The 13755-nt window shown below is 68.8% G+C and carries 18 protein-coding genes; 11 read left to right on the top strand and 7 right to left on the bottom strand.

Annotation, left to right across the window (positions count from 1 at the left end; genetic code table 11):
* Window positions 1-84 precede the first annotated feature (84 nt).
* The gene (locus VJ655_RS10660) at window positions 85-942 is read right to left on the bottom strand and encodes a transporter (protein WP_324111037.1); all 858 of its coding nucleotides are present in this window, start codon (window positions 940-942) and stop codon (window positions 85-87) included.
* A 147-nt stretch (window positions 943-1089) separates the two neighbouring features.
* Here VJ655_RS10660 and VJ655_RS10655 point away from each other — a divergent pair, with 147 nt between their 5' ends.
* The 6 genes from VJ655_RS10655 to VJ655_RS10630 are packed head-to-tail and all read left to right on the top strand — an operon-like array spanning window position 1090 to window position 5171.
* Window positions 1090-2079: an adenosine kinase gene (locus VJ655_RS10655; protein WP_324111032.1), complete on the top strand. Its 990-nt coding sequence runs from the start codon at window positions 1090-1092 to the stop codon at window positions 2077-2079.
* A gap of 8 nt (window positions 2080-2087) precedes the next feature.
* On the top strand, window positions 2088-2678 hold the full coding sequence (gene hisB, locus VJ655_RS10650; RefSeq protein ID WP_324111031.1) for an imidazoleglycerol-phosphate dehydratase HisB: 591 nt from the start codon (window positions 2088-2090) through the stop codon (window positions 2676-2678).
* 9 nt (window positions 2679-2687) lie between these two features.
* Window positions 2688-3329 (top strand): imidazole glycerol phosphate synthase subunit HisH, encoded by a 642-nt coding sequence (hisH, locus tag VJ655_RS10645; protein ID WP_324111030.1) that lies wholly within the window; start codon window positions 2688-2690, stop codon window positions 3327-3329.
* Window positions 3317-4051 carry a 1-(5-phosphoribosyl)-5-[(5-phosphoribosylamino)methylideneamino]imidazole-4-carboxamide isomerase gene (gene hisA / locus VJ655_RS10640; RefSeq protein WP_324111029.1) on the top strand — a complete coding sequence of 245 codons (735 nt, stop codon included), beginning with the start codon at window positions 3317-3319 and terminating at the stop codon, window positions 4049-4051. Before hisH ends, hisA begins: the two co-directional genes overlap by 13 nt.
* Complete coding sequence (gene hisF / locus VJ655_RS10635) at window positions 4051-4833, top strand: imidazole glycerol phosphate synthase subunit HisF (RefSeq protein ID WP_324111028.1); 783 nt, start codon at window positions 4051-4053, stop codon at window positions 4831-4833. Before hisA ends, hisF begins: the two co-directional genes overlap by 1 nt.
* On the top strand, window positions 4830-5171 hold the full coding sequence (locus VJ655_RS10630) for a phosphoribosyl-ATP diphosphatase (RefSeq protein WP_324111027.1): 342 nt from the start codon (window positions 4830-4832) through the stop codon (window positions 5169-5171). The genes hisF and VJ655_RS10630 overlap by 4 nt, the downstream gene beginning before the upstream one ends.
* A 35-nt stretch (window positions 5172-5206) precedes the next feature.
* Here the strand turns inward: VJ655_RS10630 and VJ655_RS10625 are convergent, their stop codons facing one another.
* Genes VJ655_RS10625 through timA form a run of 3 tightly spaced genes read right to left on the bottom strand, consistent with a single transcriptional unit; the run spans window position 5207 to window position 7543 of the window.
* A complete protein-coding gene (locus VJ655_RS10625; RefSeq protein ID WP_324111026.1) occupies window positions 5207-5776 on the bottom strand; it encodes a Smr/MutS family protein in 570 nt (189 codons plus the stop codon).
* Window position 5777: 1 nt separating this feature from the next.
* A complete protein-coding gene (locus VJ655_RS10620) occupies window positions 5778-6947 on the bottom strand; it encodes a murein transglycosylase A (RefSeq protein ID WP_324111025.1) in 1170 nt (389 codons plus the stop codon).
* A complete protein-coding gene (gene timA, locus VJ655_RS10615) occupies window positions 6947-7543 on the bottom strand; it encodes a TIM44-related membrane protein TimA (RefSeq protein WP_324111024.1) in 597 nt (198 codons plus the stop codon). Before timA ends, VJ655_RS10620 begins: the two co-directional genes overlap by 1 nt.
* 226 nt (window positions 7544-7769) lie before the next feature.
* Between timA and secB the strand changes: the two genes are divergently transcribed.
* Window positions 7770-8258, top strand: a complete 489-nt coding sequence (gene secB / locus VJ655_RS10610; RefSeq protein WP_324111023.1) for a protein-export chaperone SecB — start codon at window positions 7770-7772, stop codon at window positions 8256-8258.
* A 123-nt stretch (window positions 8259-8381) separates the two neighbouring features.
* Here the strand turns inward: secB and VJ655_RS10605 are convergent, their stop codons facing one another.
* Window positions 8382-9068 (bottom strand): response regulator transcription factor, encoded by a 687-nt coding sequence (locus VJ655_RS10605; protein WP_324111036.1) that lies wholly within the window; start codon window positions 9066-9068, stop codon window positions 8382-8384.
* A 75-nt stretch (window positions 9069-9143) separates the two neighbouring features.
* On the opposite strand from VJ655_RS10605, the gene VJ655_RS10600 reads away from it, so the two are divergent.
* The gene (locus VJ655_RS10600; RefSeq protein ID WP_324111021.1) at window positions 9144-9653 is read left to right on the top strand and encodes a L,D-transpeptidase family protein; all 510 of its coding nucleotides are present in this window, start codon (window positions 9144-9146) and stop codon (window positions 9651-9653) included.
* Between the two features lie 206 nt (window positions 9654-9859).
* Here VJ655_RS10600 and VJ655_RS10595 read toward each other — a convergent pair whose 3' ends face one another.
* Window positions 9860-10513 (bottom strand): YggS family pyridoxal phosphate-dependent enzyme, encoded by a 654-nt coding sequence (locus tag VJ655_RS10595; RefSeq protein WP_324111020.1) that lies wholly within the window; start codon window positions 10511-10513, stop codon window positions 9860-9862.
* 12 nt (window positions 10514-10525) lie between these two features.
* Here VJ655_RS10595 and VJ655_RS10590 point away from each other — a divergent pair, with 12 nt between their 5' ends.
* The gene (locus tag VJ655_RS10590; RefSeq protein WP_324111034.1) at window positions 10526-11146 is read left to right on the top strand and encodes a thiamine phosphate synthase; all 621 of its coding nucleotides are present in this window, start codon (window positions 10526-10528) and stop codon (window positions 11144-11146) included.
* 20 nt (window positions 11147-11166) lie between these two features.
* On the opposite strand, the gene VJ655_RS10585 is transcribed toward VJ655_RS10590, so the two are convergent.
* Window positions 11167-11577: an NtrZ family periplasmic regulatory protein gene (locus VJ655_RS10585; RefSeq protein ID WP_324111019.1), complete on the bottom strand. Its 411-nt coding sequence runs from the start codon at window positions 11575-11577 to the stop codon at window positions 11167-11169.
* Between the two features lie 253 nt (window positions 11578-11830).
* Between VJ655_RS10585 and VJ655_RS10580 the strand changes: the two genes are divergently transcribed.
* Both VJ655_RS10580 and VJ655_RS10575 read left to right on the top strand, forming a co-directional pair.
* Window positions 11831-12355, top strand: a complete 525-nt coding sequence (locus tag VJ655_RS10580) for a DUF3576 domain-containing protein (RefSeq protein WP_324111018.1) — start codon at window positions 11831-11833, stop codon at window positions 12353-12355.
* Window positions 12356-12489: 134 nt separating this feature from the next.
* The coding region (locus tag VJ655_RS10575; protein WP_324111017.1) for a leucine--tRNA ligase at window positions 12490-13755 on the top strand (1266 nt) is incomplete at its 3' end.

The raw sequence follows: 13755 nt of genomic DNA, 5'->3' as shown, positions 1-13755 counted from the left end.
GGCCAGCTGAACCCAAGCCGAACTTGCCCCCTCAGTCGCTCCGCGACAGCTCCCCCGCATCGCGGGGGAGCATCTTTCACCTAGTCACCCGATCGCCCGCATCACCGCCGCCGCGAAGGCCGCGCCCTTGTCGTGGGCGTGCTCCAGGAACAGGTCGGGCTCGATGACCTCCAGCTCCATCAGCTGCGGCGTGTGGTCGAGGCCCCGGATCAGATCGACGCGGGCGTAGGTCAGGTTTCCCGGCGCGGCGTCCAGCACCATCCGCGCCGCGCGCAGCGCTTCCGGCTCGGGCGCGATCTCGCTGACCTGGCCGCCGAACTGCGGCTGGACGCGGAAGTCGCCCTCGACCGCCACCTTGGCGACGGCGTGGCTGAAATGGCCGTCGAAATAGAACAGCGACAGCTCGCCTTCCTCGCCCACCGCGGGCAGGAACGGCTGGATCAGGGCCGGGCCCGTCGGGCCGCCCGCCAGCGAACCGTGGCGCTTGACGCGGATGGTGTCCTGCGAGCCGGCCGAGATCTGCGGCTTGACCACCACCTCGTCGACCCCGAACGCGTCGAACGCGGCCTCCACCGTCTCAGTCGTCAGCCGGTCGTGAGCGAGGGTCGGGACGACCGGAGCACCCTTGCCGGCCAGCTCGACCAGATAGGTCTTGGTCGAGTTCCAGCGCATCACCGCGGCGGGATTGGCCACCCGCGTCCCATCGGTCTCCAGCCGGTCGAGCAGGGCGAACCAATCGGCCTGGCGATGGTGATAACCCCAGGCCAGGGACGGCATGACCAGGCGCGCCCGGCCGCGTTCGATGGGATCCGTCCAGGGCTGGGCCCCGACCAGCAGGCCATGGGCGCGGAGCGGAGCGGCCAGGCGCTCGAACAGCGGCGTCCAGCTGGTGGCGAACCGTGGTTCGTCTCGGGCGGGAACCAGGATCAGGACGTCGACCATCGGCTTGCTCACGCTTGCTAGAACATCGTGCGGTTAGAGTGTCGTAGCCTCGCGAGCAAGGCTCGCGTTGCCTTGCCGCGCCACTTCCTTTAATCGCCGTGTTGTCCGGGTCCTTGGCCCAGCTCTTTCAAAGGTTTGCATCGCCCCATGACCGCGCTCTACGACGTCGCCGCCATCGGCAACGCCATCGTCGACGTCATCGCCCAATGCGACGACGCCTTCCTGGAGCGCGAGGGCCTGGTGAAGGGCTCCATGGCCCTGATCGACCCGGCGCGGGCGGCCAGCCTGTACGACGCGATGTCAGCGGGCATCGAGGCCTCGGGCGGCAGCGCCGCCAACACCGTGGCCGGCGTCGCCAGCTTCGGCGGCAAGGCCGCCTTCATCGGCAAGGTCGCCGACGACCAGCTGGGTCGGGTGTTCCGCCACGACATGAACGCGATCGGCTGCCTGTTCACGACCCCGCCCCTGGCCGAAGGCCCCGCCACCGCTCAGAGCCTGATCAACGTCACGTCCGACGCCCAGCGCACCATGTCGACCTATCTGGGCGCCTGCGTGGAGCTGAACCCGGCCGACGTCGATCCGCAGATCATCGAGGGCGCCCAGTATTCCTATCTCGAAGGCTACCTGTTCGATCCGCCGGAAGCCCGCCGCGCCTTCGCCAAGGCCGCCGCGCTCAGCCACGGCGCCGGCCGCAAGATCTCGATGACCCTCAGCGACAGCTTCATGGTCGATCGTCATCGTTCGGCGCTGCTGGGCTTCATCGAAACCCAGTGCGACATCGTCTTCGCCAACGAGAGCGAGGTCTGCTCGCTGTTCGAGACCACCGACTTCGACGCCGCCGTGAAGGCCCTGGCCGCCCGCTGCGAGATCGCCGCCGTGACCCGCAGCGAAAAGGGCTCGGTGGTCGCCTCGGGCGCGCTCATTCACGAAATCTCGGCCTATCCCGTGGAAAAAGTCGTGGACACGACCGGCGCGGGCGACCAATACGCGGCGGGTTTCCTCTATGGCCTCAGCCAAGGCCGCTCGCTGCCGGTCTGCGGTCAGCTGGGCAGCCTGGCGGCGGCCGAGGTCATCGACCACTATGGTCCGCGCCCGCAGGTTTCCCTGCGCGAGCTGGCCGAGAAGAACGGACTTTAGGATTTCAGATGGCCCGCACCGCTGAAGTGGTCCGCGAGACGAAGGAGACCCAGATCCGGGTCTGGATCGATCTCGACGGGACCGGCGCCTCGACGATCTCCACCGGCATCGGTTTCTACGACCATATGCTGGAGAGCTTCGCGCGCCACGGCGGCTTCGACCTGAAGGTCGAGACCAAGGGCGACCTGCACATCGACATGCACCACACGGTCGAGGACACCGGCATCGTGCTGGGCCTGGCGATCAACAAAGCGCTGGACGGCTTCAAGGGCGTCCGCCGCTTTGGCCATGCCTACATCCCGATGGACGAGACCCTGACGCGCTGCGCGATCGACCTGTCCAACCGGCCCTATCTGGTCTGGAAGGTCGACTTCAAGCGGCCCAAGGTCGGCGAGATGGACACCGAGCTCTTCAAGGAGTTCCACCACGCGTTCGCGATGAACTGCGGGGCGTGCGTCCACCTGGAGACCCTGTACGGCGACAATACCCACCACGTGGCCGAAAGCGGCTTCAAGGCCCTGGCCCGGGCGCTGCGTCAGGCGGTCGAGATCGACCCCAAGACCGGCGGTCAGGCTCCGTCCACCAAGGGCGTGCTGTAAGGAAACTCCATGCAGACCGTCGCCCTGATCGACTACGGGTCGGGCAACCTGCGTTCGGCCGAGAAGGCCCTGCGTGAGGCGGCCCGTCGCCGCGCGCTCGACGCCGACATCGTCGTCACCGCCGATCCCGACCTTGTCGCCGGGGCCGATCGCGTCTTCCTGCCCGGTGTCGGGGCCTTCGCCTCGTGCCGCGCGGGGTTGGACGCCACCGGCGTCTACGAAGCGATGAACGCCGCCGTGCACGGCCGAGGCGTCCCGTTCATGGGCATCTGTGTCGGCCACCAGCTCCTGGCCACCGAGGGCCTGGAGTTCGGCGTCACGCCCGGCCTCGACTGGATCAAGGGCCAGGTGAAGAAGCTCGAGCCCAACGATCCGCGCCTGACCATCCCGCACATGGGCTGGAACGCGATCAGCTTCGTCCGCGCTCATCCCCTGTTCGCGGGGATCGAGGACGGCGCCCACATGTACTACGCCAACTCCTTCGCCCTGACGCCGGCCGATCCGGACGACGTGGTGGCGACCTCCGACCACGGCGGGCCATTCACGGCGGCGGTGGCCAAGGACAATGTCGCGGGCGTACAGTTCCACCCCGAAAAATCACAAGCCTCAGGGCTCGCCCTGCTCGCCAACTTCCTGGAATGGCGCCCATGATCCTCTATCCCGCCATCGACCTGAAGGACGGCCAGTGCGTGCGCCTGCTGCACGGCGACATGGAGAAGGCCACGGTCTTCAACAATTCGCCCGCCGACCAGGCCCAGCGCTTCGTCAAGGACGGCTTCTCGTGGCTGCACGTCGTTGATCTGAACGGCGCCATCGAGGGCAAGTCGGTCAATACCGCCGCCGTGGAGTCGATCCTGGAGTCGATCTCGATCCCAGTGCAGCTGGGCGGCGGCATCCGCACGCTGGAAGGCGTCGAGGCCTGGATCGAGGCGGGCGTATCGCGCGTCATCCTCGGCACCGTGGCCGTACACGACCCCGAACTGGTCAAGAAGGCCGCCCGCCTGTGGCCCGAGCAGATCGCCGTGGCCGTCGACGTCCGTGACGGCAAGGTCGCGGTGGACGGCTGGACGGGCCTGTCGGACCTCTCCGCCATCGATCTGTCCCGTCGCTTCGAAGACGCGGGCGTCGCCGCCCTGATCATCACCGACATCAGCCGTGACGGCGCCCTCACGGGGGTCAATGTCGAGGGCGTGGGCGAGCTGGCCGACGCGGTCTCCATTCCCGTCATCGCCTCGGGCGGCGTCGCCTCCGTGGCCGACATCGAGCGGCTGAAGGCCCGTCCCGGTGTCGAGATCGCCGGCGCGATCCTCGGCCGCTCGCTCTACGCCGGCACGATCCGTCCGGCCGAAGCCCTGATCGCGGCGGCCGCCTGATGCTGAAGACCCGGATCATTCCCTGCCTCGACGTGAAGGACGGGCGGGTGGTCAAGGGGGTCAACTTCGTCTCCCTGCGCGACGCCGGCGACCCGGTGGAGCAGGCCAGGGCCTATGACGCCGCCGGCGCCGACGAGCTGATGTTCCTGGACATCACCGCCTCCAGCGAAGGCCGCGGCCTGATCCTGGACGTGATCTCGCGCACCGCCGAGGTCTGTTTCATGCCCGTTTCGGTGGGCGGCGGCGTGCGGCAGGTCTCGGACATGCGCCGCCTCTTGCTGGCCGGCGCCGACAAGGTCTCGGTCAACACCGCCGCTGTCGAGAATCCCGACCTGATCGCCGCCGGCGCTGATGCTTTTGGAGCTCAGTGCGTGGTCGTGGCCATCGACGCCAAGGCGCGGCCGGACGGCTCGGGCTGGAACGTCTGGACCTATGGCGGCCGCCAGGACACCGGGATCGACGTGGTCGAGTGGGCCGCCAAGGTGGTGGAGCGCGGCGCGGGCGAGATCCTGCTGACCTCGATGGATCGCGACGGCGCCAAGATCGGCTACGACATCCCTCTGCTGCGGGCCGTTACCGGGACGGTCAACGTGCCGGTGATCGCCTCGGGCGGGGCCGGCAAGACCGAGCACCTGGTGGAAGCCGCCCGCGACGGTCACGCCGCCGCCGTGCTGGCCGCCTCGATCTTCCACTTCGGCGAGATCTCGATCGGCGAGGCCAAGCAGGCCATGGCCGCCGCCGGCATCCCGGTGCGCCTCGACGGCCTGAAGGAAGTCGCATGAGCCAGCGCCTGACCGATGTCATGCAGCGCCTCGCCGCGACGATCGAGAGCCGCAAGGGCGGCGATCCGTCGGCGTCCTACACCGCCAAGCTGCTGAACGATCCGGCGCTCGCGGCCAAGAAGCTGGGCGAGGAAGCCGTCGAGACGGTGATAGCCGCCGTGGCTCTCAAATCGCAGGAGGGGGGACCCGACGCCCTGGCGGCCGAAAGCGCCGACCTCCTCTACCATTGGCTTGCCCTGATGGCCGCCTCGGGCGTCTCGCTGGACGCCGTGGCCGAGAAGCTGGAGGCCCGCGAGGGGACTTCAGGCATCGCCGAGAAGGCGTCTCGGAAGGGCTGAGGCCAGAAACCCTCTCTCATGGAGAGGGGGCTTCCTCACACCCGCCGCTTCAGCGCCACGTAGAGCGCCCCCTCGCCGCCGTGGCGCTGGTCGGCCATCGACACGCCGGCGATCATTTCGCGTAGCGACGGATCGGCCAGCCATTCGGGCGTTCGCTGCTTCAGCACCCCCTGCCCCACCTTGCCCTTGCCGGTGATGACGAGCACGGCCCGGTGACCCTGACCGTACGACCGGCGGATGAAGGCTTCCAGCGTGGCGCGGGCCTGGTCCTGGTCGAGGCCGTGCATGTCCAGCCGCGCGCCGATCGGGTCGCGCTCCTTGACGATCCGCAGCTTGCGATTGGGCTCGATGTGGCCCGCCGGGCCCTTGAGCGGCTTCGGCGCGGGCGCCTTCAAGTCTTCTGGATGCAGCCGCAGCGGCGCGATCGAGACCAGACGGGTGGGCGGCTCGGCCGGAAGCGCGGTGTCCATCTTCAGCGACGGCCGGATCCGCGCCTTGCTGCGCATCTTCTCCGGCTTGGCCGGGTTGCGCGGCGTCACGGTCGAGGCCACGAGCCGCCAGAGGCGCCGATCGTCTTCCGGGCCGGGCGGCGGCTTCTTGCTCACGTTACGGCTGCGGCGCGAGCCGGTAGAGGCGCAGGGCGTGGCGCACGCGGCCAGCCTCGGCCCCGGCGGCCGGGCCCGAGCCCAGATAGAGATCCGCCCGGACATCGCCCTTGATCGCTCCGCCGGTGTCCAGCGCCATGGCCAGGCGCCGATAGGCCGGGAAGGCGCCCGACAGCGCCGGGGCGCTGGCGTCCAGCCAGTAGAGGTCCCCATAGGCGTGGCGGCTGGGATCGACGGCGATGGCGCGGCCAGGGGGCAGCGACACGCCCGCCGAGCCCACCGGCTCCTTGCCGTCGTCCTCGGCCATCTTGAAGAACACGTAGCGCGGGTTCAGGCGCATGATCGCATCGGCCTCGGGCCCGCGATGATCGGCCAGCCAGGTTCGGATCGCATCGCCCGAGGTGTTGTTGTCCGGCAGCAGGCCCTTGTCGCGCATGGCGTTGGCGACGCCGACGAACGGCCGGCCGTTGGTCCCGGCGAACACGGCCCGGACGCGCCGTCCGTCGGGCAGCGTCAGCACGCCCGATCCCTGGATCTGCAGGAAGAACAGCTCCTCGGGTCGCATCCAGGCGAGCGGCTTGTCGGTCGGAACCGTCTCGATCTCCGCCCGGTCGGGATAGGGAACGAAGGTGGCGCCTTCGACGTGGCCAGTGATCTTCTTGCCGATCAGGGCCGGCTCGAACGGGCCGAGGTCCAGCACGACCAGATCGCCGGGCAGGCCGCGCACGGGCGCGGCGAATTCGGCGTTGCGCGACATCCGCGCTTCGTACTGGGGGGCGAAATAGGCGGTCAGCAGGCCCTCGTCGCCGACCGGCTCCGGACGGAAATTGCTTTCGAAGAAGGCCCGCGCGGCGACCTCGTCCTGGGTCGGCGCCGCCCGAGCCCGGTCGCAGGCCTTGGCCATGGACGGGTCCTTCGACACGCCGCATCCCGACCGGAAAGCCTGCAGCGCCGCCAGATGATCCTCCTGCGCCCAGCCCGGCAGGTCCGAGAAGGACAAGGTCCCAGGCCGCGGCGTCGAGGGCGCCGGCGGGGGCGCGGGGGCGGATGGGGCGGGCGCCGCCGACGGCGGCGGGATGGGCGGCGGCGGCGTGATCACGCTGGCGCAGGCGCTCAGCAGCAGCGCCGCCAGGGCCAGCGGCGCGAGAGAGGCGTGCGCGCGGCGGAACATCAGGCCTCGGCGGCGGCGACGAACGACAACAGCCAGTTCGGATTGGCGCTCTTGACCTCGCGCTCGAACGTCCAGAGCTCGGCCGTGCGACGATCGTCGACACCTTCGCCGCGCTCGTCCTTGGTGCGGGTGCGCACCTCGGCCAGGATCCGCACCACCGCCTTGGCGACATCGCCGGTCACGTCGATGCTCTCCAGGTCCAGGCGCGGGGGTGTCAGGAACTCCACCTTCTCGGTGCGCCCGGCGGCTTCGCGCGCGGCCATGGCGTGCTCGAAGTTGCTCATCACCTGGGGCGCCAGCAACGGCGTCAGGGTCTCGCGATCGCCCTGGGCGTAGGCCGTGACGATCTGCTCATAGGCCGTCCGGGCGCCCGCCAGGAACTTGGTCGGATCGAAATCGGGCTGGCGGGCCTTGAGCGACGCCAGGCCTTCCGAACGCAGGACGGGGTGAGCGGATTCGCTCGCGGCCGGACCCGGGGTCCCGCCGGGCGCGGCGGACACGTCCTCGGGCTGGCGACCGACGCGCCGGCCCAGGGTGGCGTAGAGCTGGTAGAGAACGACAGCGGCGACCGCGGCGAGAAACAGGATCTGGAGCACTTCTGGGTCCGGCGACGGGCTTTCTAGGGCCCTGGAGCTTTAGGATCGTAGCCTGCTTGTCGGTGTTGGAAAACTTGATCCGTACCGGGCGGGCTGCGGGTATCACGCCTATATAGGCGAGACGCGCTCTCCCGTCAGGCGCCTGGCGTTGCGCCAGGCTGGCCCTCATGGTAGCAGCCCCCACCTTCTCAAGGCGTTTCAGGCGCCGATCACGGATTTTATCCTAATGACCGACACGACCGCCCCCGAGGCGATTTCGGAAGAGAACGCCGCGCAATCGGGCATCCGTATCCTGGCCCAGTTCGTCCGTGACTTCTCGTTCGAGAACCCCCTGGCCCCCGACAGCCTGCGCGCTGGCGCCGCCCAGCCCGCGATCGACATGGGCGTCGAGATGAACGCCCGCGGCCGCCCCGACGGCCTGTTCGAGGTGGACCTGAAGCTCTCGGCCCGCGCCCTGCGCGACGAGCAGGCCGTGTTCCACGTCGAAGTGGTTTATGGCGGCCTGTTCCACATCGCCGGCGTGCCGGAGGAAGACCTGGAGCCCGTGCTGCTGATCGAGTGCCCGCGCTTCCTGTTCCCGTACGCCCGCCGCCTGATCTCGGACGTGACGGCCGAAGGCGGCTTCCCGCCCTTCCTGATCGACCCGATCGACTTCGCCGGCGTCTACGCCGCGCGCAAGGCCCAGGCCGAAGGCGTCCAGGTCGGCAACGCCTGATTTCTGAGCCGTAGTGGTTTCGAGAGGGGGTCCGGCCGAAAGGTCGGGCCCTTTCTTTTTGAGCCATTTCACCTGTCATCCCGGCCAAGCACGGCGGAGACCCGGGATGACAGTTCTCAAGGCCTACGGCTGCAGACGATACCCGCCCATCTCGGTGATCAGGATCCGTGCCACGGTCGGATCGGGCTCGATCTTCTGGCGCAGGCGATAGACGTGGGTCTCCAGTGTGTGGGTGGTGACCCCCGCATTGTAACCCCAGACCTCGGTCAGCAGCTCCTCGCGCGACACCGGCTTGGAGCCGGCGCGGTAGAGGTACTTGAGGATATTGGTTTCCTTCTCGGTCAGCCGCACCTTCTTCTGCTTCTCGTCGACCAGCAGCTTGGCGGACGGGCGGAACTCGTACGGACCGATCCGGAACAGGGCGTCCTCCGAGGCCTCGTAGCTGCGCAGCTGGGCGCGGATGCGGGCCAGCAGCACGCCGAAGCGGAAGGGCTTGGTGACATAGTCGTTGGCCCCGGACTCCAGGCCCAGGATGGTGTCGCTGTCGCTGGCGGCGGCCGTCAGCATGATCACCGGGGCGGTGACCCCGTTCTTGCGCATCAGGCGGCAGGCTTCGCGGCCGTCCATGTCGGGCAGGTCGACGTCCAGCAGGATCAGGTCGGGCTTGATCTCGCGCGCCATCCGACCGCCCTCGCCGGCGCTGGCGGCCTCGGCGACCGCGAACTCCTCGTGCAGGGCGAGCTGCTCGGCCAGGGCGCCGCGCAGGTCGTCATCGTCGTCGATCAGCAGAAGGGTCTTGCGTTGCGCCATAAGGGGAAACATGCACCGCTGCGGCCCTCGGGGACAACCCCGGCCGCCGTCTTAAGTCCAGGAGTCGACGTCGCCATGCTGTTCCGAGCCCACGCCGACGGCCGTTTCGAGCTGGAAGGGCGGACCCTGCGCTGCGCGATCGGCAAGGCCGGGACGATCGAGGCGGACGACAAGCGCGAAGGCGACAGCAAGAGCCCGCTCGGGACCTGGCGCCTGCGCGAGGTTTGGTATCGGCCCGACGTCTATCCGGACGGCCCCCGGACCACCCTGCCCGTTCGCGCGACCCGGCCCGATGACGGCTGGTGCGACGCGCCGGACGATCCGAACTACAACCGCCCGGTCGCCCTGCCCTATCCGGCCAGCGCCGAGCGGATGTGGCGCGACGACGCCGTCTACGATCTGGTGGTGATCCTGGGTCACAACGACGACCCGCCGGTTCCGGGGATGGGCTCGGCGATCTTCATGCATCTGGCGCGGGAAGGCTATCCCGGCACCGAGGGCTGCGTGGCCCTGGCGCGGGCGGACCTGGAGGCGGTGCTGGCCGTGGCCAACCCCGGGGACGCGGTGGAGATCGTGGCGGATTAAGTCGCGGCGCTAACGGAGATATCCTCCTAACGCCGCCTTCCTCGCCCTTGTGGCGAGGACCCATGGTTCGGCTTGGCGCGGCGATGATTGGAGGCCGCCGCCGACGTGGATGAACACGAGGTACTCAAAACCTGCGGAGCGCTGGGCCCCAGGCACAAGGCCTGGGGAGGCAGGAAATTTAGGGGCGAAGTTCCGAAACTTCACAGCTAACCGTAGTTCCGCCCCCCAAACAGCGCCGACCCTACCCGCACCGAGGTCGCGCCCTGCGCGATGGCGATCTCGAAGTCGTCGCTCATCCCCATCGACAGCTTTTCGACGCCGTTGCGTTCGGCGATCGAGCGCAGCAGGGCGAAGTGCGGCGCGGGATCGGCGTCGACGGGCGGAATGCACATCAGCCCTTCGACGCTCAGCCCGTACTGGCCCCGGCAGGCGGCGATGAAGGCGTCCGCTTGGCCCGGCGTGACCCCCGCCTTCTGCGGCTCCTCGCCGGTATTGACCTGGACATAGAGGCGCAGGGCCTTGCCGGCCCGCTGGATTTCGTCGGCCAGGACGCGGGCCAGCTTTTCACGGTCGACCGTTTCGATCACGTCGAAGAAGCCGACCGCTTCACGGGCCTTATTGGTCTGAAGGGGGCCAATCAGGCGCAGCTCCAGCCCCTCGCGGCGATCGCCCCAGCGTTCCATCGCCTCCTGGACGCGGTTTTCGCCGAACACTTTCTGTCCCGCGGCCAGCACGGGCGCGATATGCTCCCAGGGCTGGGTCTTTGACACCGCCACCAGGGTCACCACGCCGGCCGGCCGGCCCGCGCTGGCCTCGGCGGCGGCGATGCGGGCGCGGATGTCGGCGAGGGCTTTGGACATGGGAGGATGGCCTTGCAGGGCGTCAGCGAACTGGAGGTCTTGTCTAGGACGGCGGCGGCCTTTCCGCCAAGGTCCGTGCGCGGCCGGATCCTGCCCAATCTGCTGTTCTTCACCGATCCCGCGCGGGTCGCCGCGCCGGAGGCCGTCGTCGAGCGCCTGCCGCGCGGCGCGGGGATCGTGTTCCGGGCGTTCGGCGCGGCCGACGCGGTCGAGCAGGGCCGGCGCCTGCGGGCCATCGCCGACGCGCGCGGCCTGACGCTGCTGGTCGGCGCCCACCCCGCCCTGGCCGAGGGGATCGGCGCGGACGGCCTGCACATGCCTGAGCGCCTGGCCGGAGACATCCCCCGCCTGAGAGCCGAGCACGGCCGCTATCTGATCACCGCCGCCGCCCATGATCTTGGCGCGGTCCAGGCGGCCGAGCGCGCGGGGGCCGATGCGGTGGTCGTGTCGCCGGTCTTCGCCAGCAACAGCCCTTCGGCCGGGCGGCCCCTGGGCGTCGCGGGTTTGAAATCACTCGTCGCGGCGACGGCCTTGCCAGTCTACGCGCTGGGCGGCGTGCGCGCGGACACGGCTGGTCAGCTCGCGGGCGGAGGGATTGTCGGGATCGCGGCGGTCGAAGCGCTCGCCAGCTAATTTGGCGGGCCGAGCCGGCGTTAGAACTTGAAAGCGGTTTCCAGCCGAACGCGCGGCGCCGGCTCGGGCTGCTGGGCCTTGCGGGCGGCCAGGGCCGGGTTGGACTCGCCCAGGCTGACGGCGCCGCCGACGCGGATCGAGGGGGTCAGCTTGAAATAGGCGCCGGCCTGAACGTCCTGCATCTGCATGTCGCGGCTGGCGGGCTGGTCGAGGTCCAGCTTCAGACCCCAGCGGCCCTTCTTGGCGTCCCAGCGCAGGGTGCGCTTGTCGTCCATCGGATACTGGACGCCGGCGGCGGCGCTGGTGAAGTCGTTCTTGACGCTGAAGTCGGGGGCCACGGCATGCGGTTTGGCCTGGGCGAACGCGGTCGCCGCCGATCCCGTCAGGATCAGCGCGGCAGCCCCCGCCAAGAAGAAACGCTTCGCGACCATCGCTACTCGCCGCCTGTACTCGGTTGTCCCCGCCCATCTCATATAAGACGAGCCCCTGTGAATTGCGATTAAAGGCTTGGCCGGAACGCGGTCAACCAGCCTTTGGTCGCACTTCGGGCTGAATTGGACGATTCAATCGACTCGTGTGGCGAGGAGGTCACGCGATTCCTGTTTTGAGGCGGCGTAGCCATGCTATAGACCGGCTCCCGGCCGCGGGGGCGAGCCTGGCAGCGCGAACAGCGTCGGCGAGATATTGGAGCGAGGTACTATGGCGTTTGAGCGTGGGTCTGTGATGCGCGGCGTCGCCGCGGGCGTCCTGGCTCTGTCCATGCTGGGCGTTTCGGCCTGCAGCAGCAACAAGCCCCCCAAGACATTTTCCACGCAAAACGATGAGCCGGGCCTGAACCCGTTCAAGCGTTTCGGCGGCGGCAAGGCCCCGGCTAGCGAAGGCTCGATCGGCGTCAACGGCTATCTGTGGCGCGCCAGCCTCGACACCCTCGCCTTCATGCCCCTGGCCTCGGCCGATCCGTACGGCGGCGTGATCATCACCGACTGGTACGTGAACCCCGAGACCCCGGCCGAGCGCTTCAAGGCCACGGTCTATATCCTGGACACCCGCCTGCGCGCGGACGGCCTGAACGTCACGGTGTTCAAGCAGACCAAGGACATCAACGGCAATTGGGTCGACGCGCCCGTCGCCGACCAGACCTCCACCGACATCGAAAACGCGATCCTGACCCGCGCCCGTCAGCTTCGCCTTTCGAACATCAAGGGCTAAGGCCCAAAGGGGTCCTCTTCCGAGCGAAGGGGGCCCTGAACTCCTATTTCTCTGCGCGCTCCGGCCGCGAAACCGCATACCTTGTCGCGGGCGCGCCTTCGGGGCGCTGCTTCGCATTCAAGACCTGGTTTCCGATGGCCCGCTACAATCCCAAAGACACCGAGCCCAAGTGGCGTGACGCCTGGGCGAAGGCCGACGTCTTCAAGACCGGCGAGATCAACGACGGCCGTCCGAAATACTACGTCCTCGAGATGTTCCCGTATCCGTCGGGCCGCATCCACATGGGCCACGTGCGCAACTACGCCATGGGCGACGTGGTGGCCCGCTACAAGCGCGCCCAGGGCTTCAACGTCCTGCACCCGATGGGCTGGGACGCCTTCGGCATGCCGGCCGAGAACGCGGCCATGGAGCGCGGCGTCCACCCCAAGGGCTGGACCTACGACAACATCGCCGCCATGCGCGAGCAGCTGAAGTCGCTGGGCATCTCGGTCGACTGGTCGCGCGAGTTCGCCACCTGCGACCCGGAATATTATGGCAAGCAGCAGGCTTGGTTCCTGCGCCTGCTGAAGCGCGACCTGGTCTATCGCAAGGAAGCCTCGGTCAACTGGGACCCGGTCGACATGACCGTCCTGGCCAACGAACAGGTCATCGACGGCAAGGGCTGGCGCTCGGGCGCGACGGTCGAGAAGCGCAAGCTGACCCAGTGGTTCCTGCGCATCACCGACTACGCCGACGCCCTGATCGACGGGCTGAAGACCCTGGACCGCTGGCCCGACAAGGTTCGCCTGATGCAGGAGAACTGGATCGGCCGCTCCAAGGGCCTGCGCTTCAAGTTCCAATTTGACGGCGAGGCCCCCGACGGCATGGCCGACGGGCTGGAGGTCTACACCACCCGTCCCGACACCCTGTTCGGCGCCAGCTTCGTCGGCATCGCGCCCGAGCACCCGCTGGCCGAACGCCTGGGCATCGAGAACCCCGAGGTTCAGCAGTTCATCGCCGACTGCCGCAAGGGCGGCACCTCGGAAGCCGAGATCGAGAGCGCCGAGAAGCTGGGCTACGACACCGGCATGCGGGTCAAGCACCCGCTGGACCCGTCGATCACCCTGCCGGTCTGGATCGCCAACTTCATCCTGATGGACTACGGCACCGGCGCGATCTTCGCCTGCCCGGCCCACGACCAACGCGACCTGGACTTCGCCCGCAAGTACGGCCTGCCGGTCAAGCCGGTGGTGCTGCCCAACGGCGAGGATCCGGCGACCTTCCAGGTCGGCAAGGAGGCCTATGTCGGCCCCGGCAGGATCTTTAATTCCGAGTTCCTGGACGGCATGGACGTCGAGGCCGCCAAGGCCGAGGCCGTGGCCCGCATCGAGGCGGCCGGCCAGGGCCAGGGCGCGACGGTC

This window comes from Caulobacter sp., assembly GCF_035254145.1.
GTDB lineage: Bacteria > Pseudomonadota > Alphaproteobacteria > Caulobacterales > Caulobacteraceae > Caulobacter.
Note: the sequence above shows the minus strand (reverse complement) of the source record. Positions and strands in the feature narration are given on the sequence as shown.